The sequence below is a fragment of the Halomonas sp. HL-93 genome, from assembly GCF_900086985.1.
Classification (GTDB): Bacteria; Pseudomonadota; Gammaproteobacteria; order Pseudomonadales; family Halomonadaceae; genus Vreelandella.
Map to the genome: position 1 here is coordinate 3711826 of NZ_LT593974.1, position 19182 is coordinate 3731007.

At 57.4% G+C, this 19182-nt stretch carries 14 protein-coding genes and 1 pseudogene; 5 read left to right on the forward strand and 10 right to left on the reverse strand.

Features of this window, described 5'->3' with window-relative positions; translation table 11 throughout:
• Positions 1–275 precede the first annotated feature (275 nt).
• The 9 genes from GA0071314_RS17195 to GA0071314_RS17235 form a co-directional block, all read right to left on the reverse strand.
• Entirely contained in the window at positions 276–1220 is a 945-nt protein-coding gene (locus GA0071314_RS17195; protein ID WP_074397766.1) for a GGDEF domain-containing protein, read from the reverse strand.
• A gap of 119 nt (positions 1221–1339) precedes the next feature.
• Positions 1340–2122, reverse strand: a complete 783-nt coding sequence (locus GA0071314_RS17200) for a sulfite exporter TauE/SafE family protein (RefSeq protein ID WP_074397767.1) — start codon at positions 2120–2122, stop codon at positions 1340–1342.
• A 21-nt stretch (positions 2123–2143) separates the two neighbouring features.
• Entirely contained in the window at positions 2144–4438 is a 2295-nt protein-coding gene (locus GA0071314_RS17205; RefSeq protein ID WP_074397768.1) for an ATP-dependent DNA helicase, read from the reverse strand.
• On the reverse strand, positions 4435–6126 hold the full coding sequence (locus GA0071314_RS17210; RefSeq protein WP_074397769.1) for a VRR-NUC domain-containing protein: 1692 nt from the start codon (positions 6124–6126) through the stop codon (positions 4435–4437). The genes GA0071314_RS17205 and GA0071314_RS17210 overlap by 4 nt, the downstream gene beginning before the upstream one ends.
• Positions 6127–6180: 54 nt before the next feature.
• Complete coding sequence (locus tag GA0071314_RS17215; protein WP_074397770.1) at positions 6181–6516, reverse strand: hypothetical protein; 336 nt, start codon at positions 6514–6516, stop codon at positions 6181–6183.
• Between the two features lie 72 nt (positions 6517–6588).
• Positions 6589–7626, reverse strand: coding sequence for a histone deacetylase family protein (locus tag GA0071314_RS17220; protein ID WP_074397771.1), 1038 nt, complete (start codon positions 7624–7626; stop codon positions 6589–6591).
• 58 nt (positions 7627–7684) lie between these two features.
• Positions 7685–7975, reverse strand: coding sequence for a GIY-YIG nuclease family protein (locus GA0071314_RS17225; protein ID WP_074397772.1), 291 nt, complete (start codon positions 7973–7975; stop codon positions 7685–7687).
• Position 7976: 1 nt separating this feature from the next.
• The gene (locus GA0071314_RS19825; protein ID WP_231896474.1) at positions 7977–12008 is read right to left on the reverse strand and encodes a sensor domain-containing phosphodiesterase; all 4032 of its coding nucleotides are present in this window, start codon (positions 12006–12008) and stop codon (positions 7977–7979) included.
• Positions 12009–12258: 250 nt separating this feature from the next.
• Positions 12259–12753: a PAS domain-containing protein gene (locus tag GA0071314_RS17235; RefSeq protein WP_074397773.1), complete on the reverse strand. Its 495-nt coding sequence runs from the start codon at positions 12751–12753 to the stop codon at positions 12259–12261.
• A 439-nt stretch (positions 12754–13192) separates the two neighbouring features.
• Between GA0071314_RS17235 and GA0071314_RS17240 the strand changes: the two genes are divergently transcribed.
• Positions 13193–13504 (forward strand): hypothetical protein, encoded by a 312-nt coding sequence (locus tag GA0071314_RS17240; protein ID WP_027337574.1) that lies wholly within the window; start codon positions 13193–13195, stop codon positions 13502–13504.
• A 47-nt stretch (positions 13505–13551) separates the two neighbouring features.
• On the opposite strand, the gene argE is transcribed toward GA0071314_RS17240, so the two are convergent.
• A complete protein-coding gene (gene argE / locus GA0071314_RS17245) occupies positions 13552–14730 on the reverse strand; it encodes an acetylornithine deacetylase (protein ID WP_074397774.1) in 1179 nt (392 codons plus the stop codon).
• Positions 14731–14932: 202 nt separating this feature from the next.
• Here argE and ugpB point away from each other — a divergent pair.
• From ugpB to GA0071314_RS17265, 4 genes and pseudogenes are all read left to right on the forward strand, one after another.
• Positions 14933–16259: pseudogene (gene ugpB, locus GA0071314_RS17250) on the forward strand (sn-glycerol-3-phosphate ABC transporter substrate-binding protein UgpB).
• Between the two features lie 67 nt (positions 16260–16326).
• Positions 16327–17211, forward strand: coding sequence for a sn-glycerol-3-phosphate ABC transporter permease UgpA (gene ugpA / locus GA0071314_RS17255; protein WP_027337571.1), 885 nt, complete (start codon positions 16327–16329; stop codon positions 17209–17211).
• A 22-nt stretch (positions 17212–17233) separates the two neighbouring features.
• Positions 17234–18076 carry a sn-glycerol-3-phosphate ABC transporter permease UgpE gene (ugpE, locus tag GA0071314_RS17260; RefSeq protein WP_027337570.1) on the forward strand — a complete coding sequence of 281 codons (843 nt, stop codon included), beginning with the start codon at positions 17234–17236 and terminating at the stop codon, positions 18074–18076.
• A 1-nt stretch (position 18077) separates the two neighbouring features.
• Entirely contained in the window at positions 18078–19133 is a 1056-nt protein-coding gene (locus tag GA0071314_RS17265; protein WP_074397776.1) for a sn-glycerol-3-phosphate import ATP-binding protein UgpC, read from the forward strand.
• The last annotated feature ends 49 nt before the right edge of the window (positions 19134–19182 follow it).

Consider the following 19182-nt stretch of genomic DNA (forward strand, 5'->3'; position numbering starts at 1 on the left):
TATGGCCGTTCATGTCACGAAGGGTCACGTACACGCGGGGCGGAGTGCGTTAACGTATTGATTTTTCAAGACACGCAAGAAGAGAAGTGGATTCGGGAGGCAGAGGTCGTAGGTTCGAATCCTGCTATTCCGACCAAGAATTTTATGAAAACGGCTACTTAGCTCATCGAGCAGGTGGCCGTTTTTTGTTGGCTGGAAATTCAGCTAGCCCTCTGACAGCAATCATAATCATTAATGAGAGAAAGAGAATACCTATGACGAGTCTCGTCAGAAGTTCAAAGTGGCGTTTTATTGATACGGTCTCGCCCGCCGCGTTTCGCTTGATAAAGCGCATCGTCGGCATCCTTGAGCAGCGATGAAAAACTTTCCGAATCTGCAATTTCGCGGCTGGCAAGGCCCATGCTTAGGGTAACCAGACCAGAGCCTGTTGCGGGATGGGGAATGGCACTGTTACGCACGCTGTTTTTGATTCTTTGGGCCACCCGCTGAGCTAATGACATGGGGGCACCCAGCATCAGCACCAGAAATTCGTCACCACCGAGCCTTACCGGGTAGGCTTCATTCACTCGAAGACTGCTCTGAATTAACCTGGCTACCTGCTGCAAACAAAGGTCACCCTGCAAATGCCCCAGCGTATCGTTGTAGGGTTTGAACTGGTCGATATCAATCATCAATGCCGTCACTTGATAACGGCATCCCTTACTCGCCAGAATCTTACGCAAGCGCTCCAAAGCCCGACGATTGCCCATATTAGTTAGCAGGTCGGTTTCTGCCTCGACCAGTGCATTCTGGTATTCCTGCTTTAACTCAGTCGTCATGTTCTTGGCCTGAGTGACATCCACACCGATGCCTAGCAGGCCTACATCAGGGATCAGTGTTTCCGTCATCAACAGCCATCGGCCATCCCACGCGTCAACTTCAAACTGACGGTAGGTTTGCTTGCGACGCTTTGCTAGCGCCGCCCGAATCCACAATTCAATATCATCTGTCTCGGCAATCAGCCCCTGACTCTTGGCATAGTTGTCACGCACAATATCCGGCCAGGCAGAGTGCGTACCCAAAGGATGGCAGATCAGGTCGTAATATTGGGCGTTACCATAAAGCAACCGGTCTTTGTCATCGAACAGGGAAATTGCGGCGCCGCTATTATCAAACAGGCGGGCTGTTACCGGCAAAACATGCGCTAGCTGGTCTGAACAATCATTCGACGAAAACGTCACGATAACGACCTCTGCTGCTATTCGGTCAGATTGCTAGCTATAACAGATAGACGTCAGCTAGCCTATTCAATTAACCATAAGTGCACATTATAAAATTTTTGATGCTGGCGTCGCCCCGGCTACCCAGGTAGATGGAGCAACCCCACCACGCTGACCAGAATTAGCACCGCCCCCAGCACACGGAAGAACAGACCGGTATCCGCTTTAAGCATATAGCGGTGGGCTTTCTCGCCGACCAAGTGGCCAATAAAGGCACAGGGCAGCAGCCACAACTGATGGATCAGTTGAAGGTCGACACCGGCAATGACGAACGACACCATTTTGATCACCACCAGGATAAACCACAGCACAAACAGGGTATCGCGCAGCTGCTCCTTGGCCACATGAGTGGCAAACACCGCCACAATCAGCGGCGCGCCAATCAGCGAAGTACCGCTGACGTAGCCCCCCAGCGCCAGCAGCACATAATCCACGTACTTGTTCTTACTCTTGAACGGCTTATTCAACACATAGCCAATGGCGTAGATGATCACAATGCCAAAAATGATGCTGGTCATCACGTTAGCGGGCAGTGTCAGCAGCCCCACCACCCCAATCAGCTTGGGGATAATCATGATTTTCAAGGCCTTGGCTAGATAGCCCCAATCAATATTGCTCTCTGGAGATGTGGTGCCCACCCCCGCTTGCTGCACTTGGCGGTGCCCGCGCCAGGCGATCCAACTGGAGAAAATCAGCAGGTGAATGGCAATGATCGGCAGGAAGACCAGAGGCTGATTGGTCACCAAAAGCAGAAAAGGCAACGCCAGCACGGCACCGCCAAAGCCCAGGCTGGTGCGTACAAAGCCGCTCCAGGCAAAAATCAGCCCGATCAGCGCATACTGGTACCAGAGTAGATCTGTCATGGCTCGCGTTAGGGTCCTAAATTATGGGTTGGGATTGCCCAGCGACCACCAGCTTGGCAATAGCGCACGAACGCTGGCCTGGGCAAAGCGATCATCCATTAATACCACAACGCCTTCATCGTCTGGGCTGCGAATCACCCGGCCTGCGGCCTGCACGACTTTAATCATGCCGGGAATGCGGTAGGTGTAGTCGTCGCCTTGACCAAAGCGTGCAGTCAAACGCGCTTTAAGCGCCTCGTTGAAATCGTTAAATGGCGGCAGACCCAGGGTAGCAATAAAGGCGCCGATCAATCGGTCGCCGGGCAAGTCGATGCCCTCGGCGAAGGCTCCGCCTAACACCGCAAAGCCGATGCCTTTTCCACCGGGCGCAAAACGCGCCAGAAACGCCTCGCGCTGCGCCTCAGGCATCCCACGGGTTTGGCTGAACACGGCCACTTCCGGGTGCGCCTCGCGAAACCGCGCCAGCGCTGCCTCCAGGTAGGCAAAGCTGCTGAAAAACGCTAAATAGTGGCCTGGCCTGCATTGATACTGCTGTGCCATGGCCGCCACTATCGGCTCGATGGAGGCGTCCCGATCACGAAAGCGTGTGGAAATATCGCGCCGTATACGCACCTCCAACTGGCGGGCAGCAAAGGGGGATGCCACCTCACGCCATACCGTGTTTTCCGGCAAGCCCAACAGATCCCGGTAATAGTGGGCAGGCGTTAGCGTTGCCGAAAAAAGCACCACTGAGTGGGCGGCGCTAAATCGCGCGGCCAGAAAATCGGCGGGGATCAGGTTGCGGAGACCCAGCACTGCCCGCCCGCGACCCTGGCGAGTAAGATCACACAGCGAGTGCTCGCCAAACCGCTCTGCCAAGCGGCAAAATGCCAGCGACTCGAACAGCAGCTCCTGAAGTTCAAGCGTCGCATCCTCGGGATGTTCACCCAGGTGGTCGGTAATCGCAGCGCCTACTTGCTGAGCGGCAGCCACCAGTTTATCGGGTAGCGTCGTCAAAAGCCGATAGACGGGTTTACCCGGTTCACCGACTTCTTCCGCACCGGCGTCTTTGAACACGGCCTGCCACTGGCGGGCCAAGCGCCCCAATGGCCGGGAGAGCGCTTTAGGAGCAGAACGCCGCAGTCGGCTCAAGCGCCGCTGGTCAAGTTCGGCGCTGTACATGCCCCGAGCACGCTCGACCAGGTTATGCGCTTCATCGACCAACACGCCAGTTCGCCAGTCGTTGGCTTGTGCCAGGCCATGCAGCAGCGCGTGGCTGTCGAACCAGTGGTTAACGTCGCCGACGATCACGTCTGCCCAGCGCGCCAGCTCTTGGCCCAGGTAATACGGGCACACATCATGTTCAAGGGCCACCTCGCGCAGCGCCTCGCGATCCAACCACGCCTGTTCTACTGCCGCTTGGCGGGCGGCAGGCAAGCGGTCATAAAAACCGGCGGCCAGCGGGCACGACTCGCCGTGGCAGGCGCGGTCGGGGTACTCGCAAGCCTTCTCTCGCGCCACTAGTTCCAGCACCCTCAACGGCTGGGGTTCCTCGCGCTGGCTAGAGCGCAGCGTGGCAAGCGCATCCAACGCCAAACGGCGGCCGGGCGTCTTCATGGTCAGAAAGGCGATACGATCAAGCGGCTGGCGTGACATAGCCGTGAGCATGGGGAACAGCGTCGCCATGGTTTTGCCAATGCCTGTGGGTGCTTGCGCGAGCAGGCAGCGCCCGGTGCTGGTGGCTTTGTAAACGTCTTCAGCGAGTTCGCGCTGGCCGGGACGAAACGCAGCATGGGGAAAGCGCGAGCTTTGCAGGGCGCTATCACGGCGTTGGCGATGGTCGGCCTCTTGCTCTGCCCAGACGAGAAAGCGTTGGCACTGGTCGGCAAAGAACACCTGCAGTTCGTCGGCGCTGGCCTCTCGGCTGAGAAGCGTCTCTTTACCGCTGGCGATGTCCAAGTAAACCAGCGTTAAGGTGACTTTCTCCAAGCCGCGCTCTGCACATAGCAGTGCGCCGTATACTTTTACCTGGGCCCAGTGGAGCGCGCGCTGGTTATCCGCCATCCGCTCAAGGCTGCCGCGGTGGGTTTTGACTTCTTCCAAGCGGTTGGCCGCGGGGTCAAAAGCATCAGCGCGTCCCGTAACGGTAAGCTGCGCAAAAGTACCCGACAGGGGCAGTTCGGCAAGGTAATCTGGCCCGCGGCGACTGGCAACGAGGGTATGCCCCTCAATACCTTCCTGAGCACTTGGCGCAGGAGTAAAGCGGTGGTCAAGGTCGCCTTCACGGGCGGTGAAATCGCATAGCGCCCGCACGGCGATCCGATACGCCGACCTCATACTTCACGCTCGTCGCCATCTGTCCAGCGTACATAACATACCGCGACGGGCATCTCGTGGCGGTGAAAAAAACTCAGCCAGCGGCGTTGGTTATCCTGCAGCCGGTCGCCGGGGCCTTTGACTTCGATCATTCGGTAGCGCGGCGTGCCCGTGGGCGCATCGGGCAGAAACTGAATCAGATCCGGTAGCCCGGCCCGGTTGGCTTTCAAATCACCCAGCAACCGTTCGAAAGAGGCACGCAAATGCGTAGCTGGAATGCACTCAAGCGCCAGCTCGACAAGCGATTCGTCGACAATGGGCCAGTGCACAAAAGGCGATGCGAGACCAAACTTCTCCCGCCAGGTCGTCCAAATTATCTCGCGGTAGCTGCCGTCTTCCAGGTGGGCAAGGCACGCATCGAAGGCGTCACGCCGGCGGGCCACAAAATCGTCGCGGTATAAGTCCGCCGGGCCAGTGTGAAAGGGATGAAAGAAAGCCCCAGGTAATGGCGCGAAAATCGCCGGCCAGCAGAGCAGCCCAAACAGCCCGGTGATCAGGCTGTTTTCCACGTAATAGACTGGCTCCTGCGGCTTGCTGTACGCCTCAACCACAGCGCGTTCGACGCTTTGCGGGCCTGTCAATGCCGCCTGCCAGTGCTCATGGGCGGGGTCGGATACGCTCGGGCTGGGGGGCAACTTAAGCTTCCGCCGCAATCGGGGCAGCAACCGGGCCAGCGCCTGGTGTTCGCTTTCATTGGGGCTTTCATTCAACGCCTGGGTCGCCAGTTCAAAGGCCGTCTGGTGTTCGCCTAATCGTTCCAACACACGCAGCTGACGAATGCGCGCTTCACCACTGCCTGAATCGCCATACATCACCAGCGCTAACGCCACGTCTTCGTTGCGCTCGGCTGCGCGGCCCAGCTGCAGCAATAATCGCGCCCGGCGGGCGGCCAGCCAACGGTTCTCCGATGTCGGCGGCAGTTCCTGATAGAGGTCGGCGGGCCGTTCGCCGGCGTCCAGCCGTTGGCGCAGATAATGGAGCGCTAAGTAGGTATCGACCTCATGCCGCGATTGAAAAGCGCGGGACTCGGGCGTGAAAGGCACAGTCTCAAAACGCTGTAAGCCAAGTTCGGTCAGCACAAACTCAGCCCAGTCTTGGCGCAGGTTGCCAAAGAACATCAGCCGTAAGCGGTCGCAGATGTTCATTACGCTGAGACGCATGACAGAGTCGGTCGCATTGGGCCACCAGCTGTTTAGCGGGGCGGCTTGCGGGAATCGGCTCGCCATCGCCGCCTGTAGCGCCGTTTTACTGCTGGAAGCGACTAACCCAGCGGTGCGTATTTCTTCCGCCAATACGTGGCGCAGCTCGGCGAGGCGTAGCTGATTAAAAAGCTCATCGATACTCAACGCCGGGTCATCATCGACCCAACCCAGCGCGATCAAGGGCGCCATCGCGTCGGCGCTGTCACCGATTTCGGCATAGCTGAGCTTGCTAAGGCGAAATAGCTCGCCTTTGCGCATCACCATGCGCACCAGTAGCGCCTGGGAGGCGCGTGGCAAAGTAGCGAACTGGTCTAGGAAATTGTGCTCATCAGCCGCCAGCAGGTCAGCGTGGCGCTCCCCCACCCAGGCCAAAACGAAACGGAAGTTCGTCAGGTAATAGAAGGGGTCGTCTAGCGAGGCGGTAGGTGTCGCGAAAGCACTGTTCATTTATCCATTGTAACAGTGCAGCGGTTTCGCCGTCATGAGGAATAGCAGGGGTGTTTACCCTACCCGGTGCTGCTTGAGTACCGTGAGGCTTCGTTCTTCTTCATTCTGGGGCTGGGAAGGCGCTTGGCGCGTGCCAACCAGCACGTACCACTCCGCCTCACTGAGATAGCTTGCGCACCAGCGTCCAAGCTCAGCGGCACACTCTTCGCGGGTGAGCTGGCCGCCGCGATAGTCGTTGGCAAGGAGCAATAAACTCTGGCGAGCCGTCCGTGCACGCCCATCGCCGCCGTGCACTTTGGAAAGCGGACAGCGTCTATCGTAAGCAGCGTTGGTCAAAGCATTTAACCAACGCTCCAATTCATGTGCTTGAATACCGCCGTAAACGGCCACACGCGTACTCCCTGCCCTATATAAAGGGCAATAGCCTGCCCGAATTGTCTTCGGATGTCATCTGTCTACTTCTTAACTTATACCCTGCTTAAAGCCTTGTAGCACATTGACGACATTGACACCAATGTCATCCACTGCATAGCCGCCTTCCATAAGCAATACGGTCGGCAGGCTGGCCGTTGCAAGCCGTTGACCTAACTGGCTAAAGTCGTCGCTTTTAAAGGTAAAGGCGCTGATGGGGTCGCCTTCAAAGATATCTACACCCAGCGACACGATCAGCATGTCGCATTGGGTTTCCTTAATCTTGGCTAAGGCATTATCCAGCGTTGCCATCCACGTATCCACGCTGGTGCCTGGCGGCAACGGGTAGTTGACGTTAAAGCCTTCCCCGTTGCCCTTTCCCGTTTCATCCGCGTAACCGAGGTAGTAAGGAAAAGTGACGTCAGGGTCGCCGTGTAGCGAGATAAACAATACATCATCGCGTTCATAGAAAATTTGCTGGGTACCGTTACCATGATGGAAATCAACGTCTAAAATCGCCACGCGGCGCTTGCCTGAAGCGAGCGCTCGCTCTGCAGCGACGGCAGCGTTATTAAAAAAGCAGTAACCGCCAAACTGATCATAGGCGGCATGGTGGCCCGGCGGCCGGCACAGGCCAAAACTTGGCTCGCCGGTCTCAAGCGTTTGCTCTAAAGCGCCTAGTGCGACATCTTTACTCGCCATGGCGGCTTCAAAGGTGCCCTCGGTGATCGAGGTTTCCGCCGCCAGGGCGTAATAGCCTAACTTAGCGCTCACGGCGTGGGGAATACGGTCCCCGCGCATCGTGCGCGCAGGCCAGATATTGGGAATTGCCTCACCTTCGTGCCCGGCCGCCACCCACTCATGCCAGCAGTCAGCCAGGAAGTTGACGTAGCCCTCATCGTGCACCGCCAACACCGGTTCCAGACCATAAGCGCGTGGCTCGTGCAGGTCGCCCACCGCCGACTGCTGGATTTGTTTCAATACAAGATCAACGCGCTCAGGGCACTCAAAGGGCGCGACCAGTGCGCCGTCATGCAGCTCCGTACGGGCTTGGCGCAGACGAGTCTTGTCAGAATGGAAGATGTGCATGTGGCCTCCTGCAAATGACAAACGCCGTTAGTTCCACTTAGTGGCGCTAGGCTCGCTATCATGGCACGTTTGCTGACTCGGACAAGGGGCAGGGCCATGCCGATGCCCAGGCACGCTTTTGCTGCGCCGACTGACGCTTGAGTTGGTACTCAGCGCGGCTGGCGCTTGACCGGTCAGGAAATGGCTGCGCACCCAGCAAGGCCACTGGTGGATTGGCCCGAGTAAAGCGCGCACCTTTACCTGTGGCGTGGGCGCGGTAGCGCTTCGCCAGATCATTGGTAATACCCGCGTAGGTGCCCCGCTGGCATTCGAGTAAATACAGGTACCATTCGCCCTGCTCGGCGGACATGCTATCGACTGGCGGGGTCACCGCTAGCTCCCGTCTGCTCGTTGAGTGAATCCATGAATGTGACTAATCTATCCAACGGCATGGGCTTAGCCAACCCAAAGCCCTGGAACGCATCGCAGTGATAGTCTAGCAATTGCTGATGCTGCTCAGCGGTTTCAACGCCTTCGGCAACCACGTTCAAGCCTAGGTGGTGCGCCATGGAAATAATCCCTTTGACAATCGCGGCGTCGCTGTCGCTATGGCTCAACTCGTGAATAAAGCTGCGGTCGATTTTTACCGTGCTGATCGGCAAGTGCTTTAAGTAGCTAAGGCTTGAAAAGCCGGTGCCAAAATCGTCGATGGAGATCCCGATATCCATATCGCGCAACGCATGCAAGGTGTCGATCGTGGCCTCGGTATTCTCCATGAGAATGCCTTCGGTGAGCTCCAGCGCCAGCTGCTGAGAGGGCAAGCCGGTGGTCAGTAATGTCTGGCGCAGCGTGGTCAGAAAACTTGATCGCTGAAACTGCAAGGGCGATACATTAACGGCCACCGCTAGATTTCCGCGGCCTTGTTGCGACAGGCTTTGCATATCGCGGCAGGCACGATCAAACACCCATTCGCTGATCGGTATAATCTGCCCGGTGGCTTCCGCCAGCGGAATAAAACGCGCCGGCGAGATAAAGCCCTTAGTCGGATGCGGCCAGCGCAGCAAAGCCTCTACGCCGATCAGCCGACCATGGCGGTTAAGCAGCGGCTGATAATACAGCTCAAACTCATGACGCTCGATAGCCTCTTGCAGCTCGTTGCGCAATATCAAGCGCTCGCTGGCGCTATCGTTAAACGCCGCTGTGAACCATTGGTAGGCATTGCGCCCCTGCTGTTTGGCTTTATACATCGCCATATCCGCTTGCTGAATCAGCGTTTTCGGCTCTGATAAAGCGTCCTGGCTGATGGCGATTCCCACGCTCGCGGTCAAGTATAGCTCTTGCCCCTCGATACAGTACGGAAGTGACAGAGCCGCCAGCAGTCCTTCGGCCACATTCACCACTTCGGTTGCGTCGTTGACGCAGGGGTGCAGAATGACGAACTCGTCGCCGCCCAAGCGAGCGACTAGGTGCTGCTTGCCCACCGCGCCGAGTAATCGCTGAGCGACTTCTTCCAGCACTCTGTCACCAACGGCGTGACCCAGATTGTCGTTGATCGGCTTGAAGTCATCCAGATCGACAAACAACACAGCGACCTCATGATGCTGATGCCTTGCCGTTGCAAAGGCGTCGCTTAGCGTGTCTTCAAAACACGAGCGATTGGGCAGCCGCGTTAAGTCATCGTGCGTCGCGTGATAAGCCAGCCGTGCCTCGAAGGCCTTATGTTTGGTGATATCGTGCTGAACGCCCACGAAATGGGTCAGTTGCCCATCTGGGTTGCGTACCGGGGCGATGTAAAGATCATTCCAGAACAGGCTGCCGTCTTTGCGGTAATTGCGCAGCGTCACGTGAACATCGCGCTGCTCGCTTAACTGCTGACGGATTTTCTCAACGATATCTGGGTCAGTGCCCTCGCCCTGCAGGAAACGGCAGTTGCGGCCTATTATTTCCGCCTGCTCATAGCCTGTCATGATGGTAAAGGCCTGATTGGCATAGACAATCGGCAAGCCAGGCTGCGTGGCATCGGCAATCACCACACCGTTAACGCTTGCTTCTACGCTGCGCTCAAGGGTACGCAGTCGAGACTCTTGCTTACGTTTATCGGTAACCTCCTGGGCAATCCCATAAAGACCCTGAATTTCGCCGTCGATGACGATAGGTAGATTGATCAAGTCCATGATGTGCGGCTCACCGGCGCGGTCACGGATAACTAGCTCATACCGGATAATGTCGCCCTGCATCACCGATTGATAACGCTGATTAACTGCCTCGATATCGGATTCATAAATAAAAAGGTGGAAGTGACTACCCACAATCTCGTCAACGGAATAGCCGCTAATCGACGCGCAAGTGGCGTTCGCGCTGACAAAATGCCCCTGCTCATCAAGCGAAAAGACCGCATCAGGATGGTGGGTGAACAACGAGCGGTAACGCTGCTCGCTTTCCTCAAGCGAGCGCCGCACCTGGAAACGTTCGACCGCCAGAGACATCAGGCCGGCCGCTTTCTCGGTCAGTAGAGCGTCACGTTCGTTGGGAACCCGTGGCTGGCCGTAATAGGTGGCGAATGTGCCCAGCAACTGGCCATTGCTGCCTATCACCGGGATTGACCAGCACGCGGCCAGACCGGCCCTTCGGGTAACATCGTGGTACCCCTTCCAGCGTGAATCGCTTTGGATAGACTCGCAAATCACTTGGCAACGTTGATAGGCCGCCGTGCCACACGCCCCGATGGCCGGGCCAATCCCCACCTGCTGAATTGCCTCTCGGAACGCCGTGGGCAGGCGTGATCCCGTCGCCAGAGTTAAGTGTGTCTTGGCGTTATTCGCCAGCATGATCGAACACAGCGCGCCGGGCAGCTGGCGCTCAAGCAGCCGGCAAAGGTTTTCTAGGATATCCTCCAGGGGCGCCTGCTGGGCGATCATGCGCTGGATGTGCTGCTGGTCTTCAAGGTTTTGACGCGCCTCCGCCAGTTCTTTCGCCCGGGCGATACTGGCACCCACTAAGCCAATGCAAAACGCTAATAAGCCGCTTAGCATCAGCCCCACCATGGCGACCACCACGGGTGCAAAACCGGCCAGATACCAGTTGTAATGACTGCCCGATAACGCCTCAAGACGCAGGCTAACACCCCCGGGCAGACCCGCATTGCGCTTCGCCAAAACCCGTCCTGGGTGTATCTCTCGCTCGGTATGTGCGCCAGGCGGCTGCAGCATCAGCAGAGGGGTTCCGCTGCGGCTTATGTTAGCCTGAAAGGGCCCCAGTTCAAGGCGCAAGTCGTAGTCGAGCAGCACGGCCAAGTCGAGGCTCGCCACAAGCCGTTGATCGCGCTGGGCGAGCGGCATCGCCACAAACGCAAGGCTCGGCATGTAAGGGTCAGAGATCACCACCCAGGGCCGTTCAAAGGGCACCGATAACCACTCCGGCACCGACGGCTTGTCGAGCTGCTGCCGGAGCCACGCTTCGCTTCTGGGTGTGCGGGAATGGAACCAGATAGGGCTCAAGCGCTCATCGACCAGGGCAATCGCCTGCAGGCTGGGGGTATCACGCAGATAGCTTTCCCCGTCCAGGGTCAGCAGCTCACGATCGAAGCCGTCCGGTGCGGCGTCGATGCGTTCGGCCATGCGCTGCAACAGTTGCAGTCGAGAATTGACCGCCTTTTCGGCGTTCAACTGCACATTGTCCAGCAGGTAGCTGGCCTGCTGCTGCGTATCGTTGAACTGCTGCAGGCTGAGTAACCCCCAGGCCGCCGCGCTGGCGGCCACCCCGGCCAAACACGCAAGCGCGGTCGTGCGGGTCAGGTTGAGCGGCCCGGGGGAGCGTCGTAGGCAAGACGCCACCATGGCGGTTCCCAACAACAGCGTGAACACCACCACCGCCACCGGGGACGACGCAAACATCGGGTGGTCCAGCTCGACCCCCACCCACAGCCTGACCAGCAGCAGCCCGCCAAATAGCCATTGCCCAAGCCCGCTGAACAGCCAAAAGAGTCGACGCCTAGCGGTAGACTGACCGCACCACAATGCCAGTCCCACCGCCAGCAGCATCAGTGCGCCAATACTGGTCATTCGCTCCTGACCGGTTAGCCATGAGGAGCTTGCCGTGGGTGAAAGCAGGTTGTGGCCAAGGGTATACAACGATAGCCCTACTAACGCCAACGCGCACAGCCAGCGCGTGCGCCGCCAGCCTTGCAGGATAGCCAGTACACCTACGCTCGCCAGGCAGGTGGCGAGCGCCGCATCGGGCACCAGCGAGACAGCAAACAGCGAGTGGGATTCGGACAAGCCAAAGAGGCTGCCGACCAAGCCCATTAGCAGCAGCGTAGCGACGGTCATTAACAGCAGTGTGTCTAACGCAAGGTCGCGCGCATTGATTGGCACGGTAACGTCCTCTTCCTGCTTTATTGTCATCAATCTCTAACGGGTAACCGCCAACGCATCGGTTATCGGTGGAGGACGGCCATTCAGTTAATTCCTCTCTCAAATGCCGTGCCAACGCCGAGTTCCCAACCATCCGCGCTTCCACGTCACGCCTGGCGCGCCCATTGCATTTCCTCATCTTGCTTAGCGCCATTTCATCTACTGGCAACATATCGATAATGGGTGGCTTCGACCATCTTGTTTATTGGCAGGTATCCCAGGGACGACCGTCCTGTTAGTGCTAATGGTCTTTTACGTCATTCAACTTCTGCATCGCCTGTTCCAGCTCCGCCAGCGCTTGTGCCCTCTCTTCAGCGGCTTTCTCCGCTGCCTGACGAGCATGAATCAGTTCGCTTTCCAGACGGTTCTTACGTTTTATCGGCAGCAGCGAGATTTGCGTGAGGCGCTCGTCATCAACGATTAGTCTTACAGCGCAACACAGCACTGGAATATCCTCATGGCGGGATGAACGCAGAACTAAATGTACTTCATCAACGCGTCCCATAGTGGCCATGCGAAACGCAAACAGCCCCAGGTAAACGGCACGCGAGGCAGGGTCAAAAAGAGTGCTGGCCGGATGGCCTATAAATTCGGAGGCAGGTTGCCCCATCCATTCGGCTAACTGGGTATTACAGGCGTAGATAAGCCCCTGGGCATCGACCACTAGCTGACCGGTGGGCGAGTGTTCCCACCAGCTTTCGCGCGCGGTTAAGCCTGGTGGGTTAGTAGCGGGCATAAATCAACACGGCTCATTGAGGTGCCTTAATTATTGGATGAGTAACAACAGCAATATTACCCAGTGTGCGACCCAGAAGCTCTGGGTGGGTCAATGGCGGGAATGCCCCGGAGCAACGTCGGGGCATTGTGATGCCCGTGCTGCGTAACGTTAAATCGCTCAATGATGGTCGATGATGTTCCCATTTGGCACCTCTTGAGGCACTAAGTCAGTTGTTTTAATTAAATATAATGAGAAGCCAGCCATACTAAAGAATGGCGGCACTAAGCCGCGCTAGGTAACAGCCTACGCTATACAGGCCGTTGCGTCTCGACGCTTATTGCGGTTTTGTTTCGAGTTACACGACAAGTTCGGTATAGTGGTCTTGCAACATCATCAGACAGTCGGAGTACGAATCACGATCGATCATTCTTTCCAAATTGCAGTGGAGGTTCTCCCTATGAAGGTCTACAAACCGGAATGGCAGTGCACGTTTAGCGTAAACGAAGGCGCGGAAGAATCAGCTAGCTGGAAAGAGAGAATCGCGTGGCGTCTCAGGGGGTTCGCGGATCGGCTAGAAGGCGGCGGTCGCACGATAAAAATCGATTATCGCGTGACGCCAACGATTAGTTCGCATGAAGTTGATACCTGCTTAGGTAAAGGCTTTGAAGTGACCCAGCGCTTGCTGACGCAACTTGCGCAGCAGCAAGCCTGTGAAGATGTAATGCGCCATGCCAAGGCTGAGCTCTATGTAGAAGATCATCAGCACTGACAGGGTAACCATTGTCCCACCCGGCGCTATGCGGGGTGGGACCCTCATTACTCGCCATGACGTTCTGCGGGCTGTTCCAACGCAACGCTCATGTCAGTTAAAAACGCCAGACAATCCTCGAGCTGGCGGCGTTCAACATACTCATCCGGCTGATGCGCCTGGGCAATGCTGCCCGGCCCCAGGATCAGCGTCTGCAAACCCTGCCCCTGAAACTGCCCTGCCTCGGTCGCATAGGCCACCGCGTGGTCGCAGCACCCTGCCGGCAAATGGTCTTTGGCAAGGCGCAGCACCCGATCATTATCCCGATCTGCCAGCCCCGGCACCGTGACGTTCAACGGCTCGGTGGTCATCTCGACGGTCTTGCCCTTGGCCTTTAGTTCAGCGCATAGCTGCTTGCAAAAGGCATCAAAGCGGGCGTAGATCTCATCGAAAGTGTCGGTGGGCAAATGGCGGATCTCCCACTCGAACTGGCATTCCCTCGCCATGATGTTGATCGCGGTACCGCCCTTGATCTTGCCCACGTGCAGGCTGGTATGCGGCACGTTGAACGCTTCATCAACCCGGCCTTCCTCGACCAGCGCCGCCATGGTGTCTTCGATAAAGGTCACCAGCCGCGCGGCCACATGAATTGCCGATGTCCCCTGATTGACCTGACTGCTGTGGGCTTCGCGGCCAACCACCGTGGTGCGCAGGTTGGTGGCGCCCTTTTGCGCGACGACCGGCTGCATGCTGGTCGGCTCGCCGACAATCACGTGGGCCGTGGTGGAGTAATGCGTGTAGAAGCGCTCGATCAGGCTCGGCGCCCCCACACAGCCGATTTCTTCATCGTAGGAAAACCCCAGATAAATCGGCTGCTTGAGCGGCGCCTTGACCCATTCGGGCACGTTGGCCAGGACGCAGGCCAAAAAACCTTTCATGTCGCAGGTGCCGCGTCCATAAAGCCGCCCATCACCGCCATCGCGCAGGGTGAAAGGATCGCTCGACCACGGCTGCCCCGCCACCGGCACCACATCGGTGTGCCCCGATAGCATGACGCCGCCCGGCGCCTCGGGGCCGATGCGGGCGATCAGGTTGGCTTTTTGGCCACACGGACTCATCACCCGCTCGGCCTCGACCCCGTACGTCGCCAGATAGTCTTCCACGTAGCCGACCAACGCCAGGTTGGATTCACTCGAGGTGGTATCAAACGCTACCAGCTTTGCTAACAGTCGCTCTGCGTCGCTCATCGCGCTCTTCCTGTGATTATTTAGCTTGTCCTCCAGCCTATCACCCTCGCCCTGAGCCGCCTACTCACCCTCTACTCACCGTCATCAAGCGTTCATGTGGCGTTCACGCAAACGTCATCTACACTTTCTACAGTCAATGTGACCAAAAATTTCAACAATGCATTGCCCTGCCTGATTGCATTCAGGCCCACAAGGAGATGTCATGCCACGCTTTACGCTGCAAAGCCTCGCCGTGGGTGTAAGCCACTGCTAGCCTGAGTTTGTCTGCCAACGCCGCTACTGAAATTAGCTGGTGGCACGCGATGGGCGGCCAGCTCGGTGAAATTCTCGAAGAGATTACCGAGGACTTTAACGAATCCCAGGACGAGTACCGCATTAACCCAAGCTATCGCGGTAACTACTCGGAAACCATGACGGGTGCCATCGCCGCATTCCGCGCCAACGAACAACCGCATATTTTGCAGGTATTCGAAGTGGGTACCGGCACCATGATGAGCGCGGAAGGAGCTATCTACCCGGTTCACGAGTTGATGGAAGAGCATGGGCGTCCCTTCGACCGCGAAGCGTTCTTACCCGCCGTGGTCGGCTACTACACCGACACCAACGGCAACATGCTGTCGTTCCCGTTTAATTCCTCAACGCCCATCATGTACTACAACCGTGAGGTGTTCGAGGAAGCAGGCCTAGACCCCGACCAGCCACCGGAAACCTGGCAGGAAATGGAAACGGCAGCGGAACAGATTCTTGAATCCGATGCGGCCGAGTGTGGGTTTACCACCTCCTGGCCAAGCTGGGTGATGCTTGAAAACTTCTCGGCCATGCACAACCTGCCGCTTGGCACCAAGGAAAACGGTTTTGGCGGGCTCGACACCGAGCTCAACTTCAACAATGAAACCGTCGCCCGCCACTGGGACAACCTTAAAACCTGGGAAGATGACAATATCTTCCGCTGGGGTGGACCAGGCGCTGGCGATGACGCCGAACCGCTGTTCTATTCCGGCGAGTGCGCCGTGTTCTTTGGCTCGTCATCCTCGCGTGCGGATGTAATGGCCAACGCCGAATTCGACGTCGGTTATGGTATGCAGCTTTACTACGATGATGTTGACGGCGCGCCACAGAACTCGATTATCGGCGGGGCCACCCTGTGGGCACTGCAAGGCCACAGCGATGAAGAATACGCCGCGATTGCCGCGTTCTTCGAATACCTCTCGCAGCCCGAGGTCCAGGCCGATTGGCACCAGCGCACCGGGTATCTGCCGATTACCCAGGCCGCCTGGGACTTGAGCAAAGATGAGGGCTATTACGAGGAAAACCCCGGCAGCGATATTTCGCTTAAGCAGATGACCCTCAACGAGCCCACGGAAAATTCCAAAGGCCTGCGCTTTGGCAACTTTGTGCAGATCCGTGACCGGGTATCAGAAGAGCTTGAAGCGGTACTATCCGGCGACAAAGATGGGCAAGAAGCTGTTGATGACGCCGTTCGCCGGGGTAACGATTTACTGCGCGACTTCGAGTCTTCCAACCAGTAACGCCAACGCCAACATCGCCGCCTGCATAAACTGCGGGCGGCGATGCGTTGTTTGATGTGAGCTGCCCATGCAAACCAAACGCATGACTTTTCCGGGCCATTGGTTGCCTTACGCCCTGCTCGCCCCTCAGGTCATTATCACGCTGATCTTTTTTATCTGGCCAGCGGGTCAAGCGCTTTATCAGTCGCTACTTCGCGAAGATGCCTTTGGCATCAAGACCACGTTTGTAGGCCTTGAAAATTTTGCCCGGCTGTTCCGCGATGGCGATTACCTTAATTCGCTCTCAGTGACCGCCGTCTTTGCGGTGGGCACCACGCTGATATCGATGGGGCTGGCGCTGCTGATGGCCACTACGGTCAACCGCATGATTCGCTCGCGAAGCACCTACACCACACTGCTGGTATGGCCCTATGCGATCGCCCCCGCGATTGCCGGGGTGTTGTGGTGGTTTATCTTTAACCCCTCGATAGGCATCGTGCCCTACCTGCTGGATATGGTCGGCTACCGCTGGAACCACCGCACGTCAGGCAACGACGCCATGATGCTGGTGATCTTCGCCGCCGCCTGGAAGCAAATTTCCTATAACTTCCTATTTTTCCTCGCCGGTCTGCAGTCCATTCCGCAGTCGCTGATTGAAGCGGCAGCGATTGACGGGGCCAGTCCCTTGAAGCGTTTCTGGACCGTGGTATTCCCGCTGCTGTCGCCCACCACCTTCTTTTTACTGGTCGTGAACGTGGTCTACGCAATGTTCGATACGTTCGGCATTATTCACGCCACCACCGAAGGTGGCCCCTCTCAGGCCACCAATACGCTGGTCTATAAAGTATATGCCGATGGCTTCGTAGGTCTGAATCTGGGCTCATCCGCCGCTCAATCGGTGATCTTGATGGCCATTGTGGTCGTGCTGACCATTATCCAGTTCCGCTTTATTGAGCGGCGCGTCAACTACTGAGGCTGCCCTCTGGAGTATTGTGATGGTAGAAAACCGCCCCTGGAGCAATTTCTTTGCCCATACGATTCTGATTTTGGGGGTCGCCCTGGTGATGCTGCCGGTTTACATCGCCATCGTCGCCTCAACCCAGGAGCCCGGCGAATTTTTACGCGGCACCCTGCCGCTGCTGCCTGGCGGGAACGGCATCGATAACTACACCACTATGTGGCAAACCGGCATTTCCCGCGCCGGGGCGCCCGCAGCAGGCACCATGCTTCTCAACAGCGTGATCATGGCGCTGGCGATCACCATTGGTAAGCTATTTATTTCGATTTTATCGGCCTTTGCGATTGTCTATTTCCGCTTTCGATTTCGGGTGTTTTTCTTCTGGCTGATTTTCATCACCCTGATGCTGCCGGTTGAGGTACGCATTCTGCCCACCTACCAGGTGGTCGCCGATCTCGGCATGCTCAACAGCTTTGCCGGCCTATCCATCCCGCTGATCGCCTCGGCCACGGCTACGTTCCTATTTCGCCAGTTTTTCATGACCGTTCCCGAGGAAATGCTCGAAGCAGCGCGCGTGGATGGCGCAGGCCCGCTGAAGTTCTTCAAGGATATTCTGTTGCCGCTGTCGACCACCAACATCGCTGCGCTGTTCGTCATCATGTTTATTTACGGCTGGAACCAGTACCTGTGGCCGCTGCTGATCACCACTGACGCCGATTACTACACCATCGTCATGGGTATCCAGCGCATGACCGCCGAGGAGAATCCCCAATGGCACCTTATTATGGCGGCGGTGGTCATGGCGGCGTTACCACCAGTGTTAGTCATTCTATTTATGCAACGCCTGTTTGTGAAAGGCCTGACCGAGACGGAGAAATAAGATGGCGAGTATTACCTTGGAAGGGCTGAAGAAGACCTATAGCGGTGATGTTCAGGCAGTCAAAGGCGTAGACCTTGAGGTGCGTGACGGTGAGTTCGTGGTGCTGGTGGGGCCATCAGGCTGCGGCAAGTCCACCCTGCTGCGCATGGTCGCGGGTCTTGAGACCATCACCGACGGCACGCTGAAAATCGGTGAGCGCGTGGTCAACCAACTCGAACCCGCCGAACGTGATATCGCCATGGTGTTTCAGAACTATGCGCTCTACCCCCACATGACGGTGTACAACAACCTCGCCTATGGCCTGAAGAATCGTGGCTTTGCCAAAGCCGATATTGAACAGCGGGTGAACAACGCGGCTAAAATGCTCGAAATCGAAAGCTTTCTTGACCGCAAACCGCGCAAGCTTTCCGGTGGCCAGCGCCAGCGGGTAGCCATGGGCCGTGCGCTGGTACGCGAACCTGCAGCATTCCTGTTCGACGAGCCGCTCTCCAACCTGGACGCCAAACTGCGCGTGCAAATGCGCGTGGAGATCAAACAGCTACAGCGGCGCCTGAAAACCACCAGCCTATATGTCACCCACGATCAATTGGAAGCCATGACGCTGGGCGACCGTTTAGTGGTGCTGAACGCCGGCCAGATCGAGCAAGTGGGCACGCCTATGGAGATCTACGCACGCCCCGCGACCATGTTCGTGGCAGGCTTCATCGGCTCGCCCGCCATGAACATGGTGCCAGTCGAGTACTTACACGCACGTGGCGCCAACGGCCTGCTGGATAACCTGCCTGACGGCACCGATATCGTCGGCATTCGCCCGGATGACATGCAGCTGGCCCCACCGAATGCGCCTCACCTGATCGTCGAGTCAACCCTCATGCTGTATGAAGCCGCCGGTGCCGAAAGCCATCTATATGTGAACCTTGCCGACAGCGACCAACCCACGGTGATTCGCGTATCCGGCCAGCCGCCGGTCGCCGAGGGCGAAACGCTCCGCTTTTACGTTACCCGCGACGCCTTACACCCCTTCAACAGCACCACAGGGCAGCGCACCGGGGATTGAGTCCGTCAGTTCAGGGAAATAGTCAGTCAACAGGGTCATCATAGGCTAC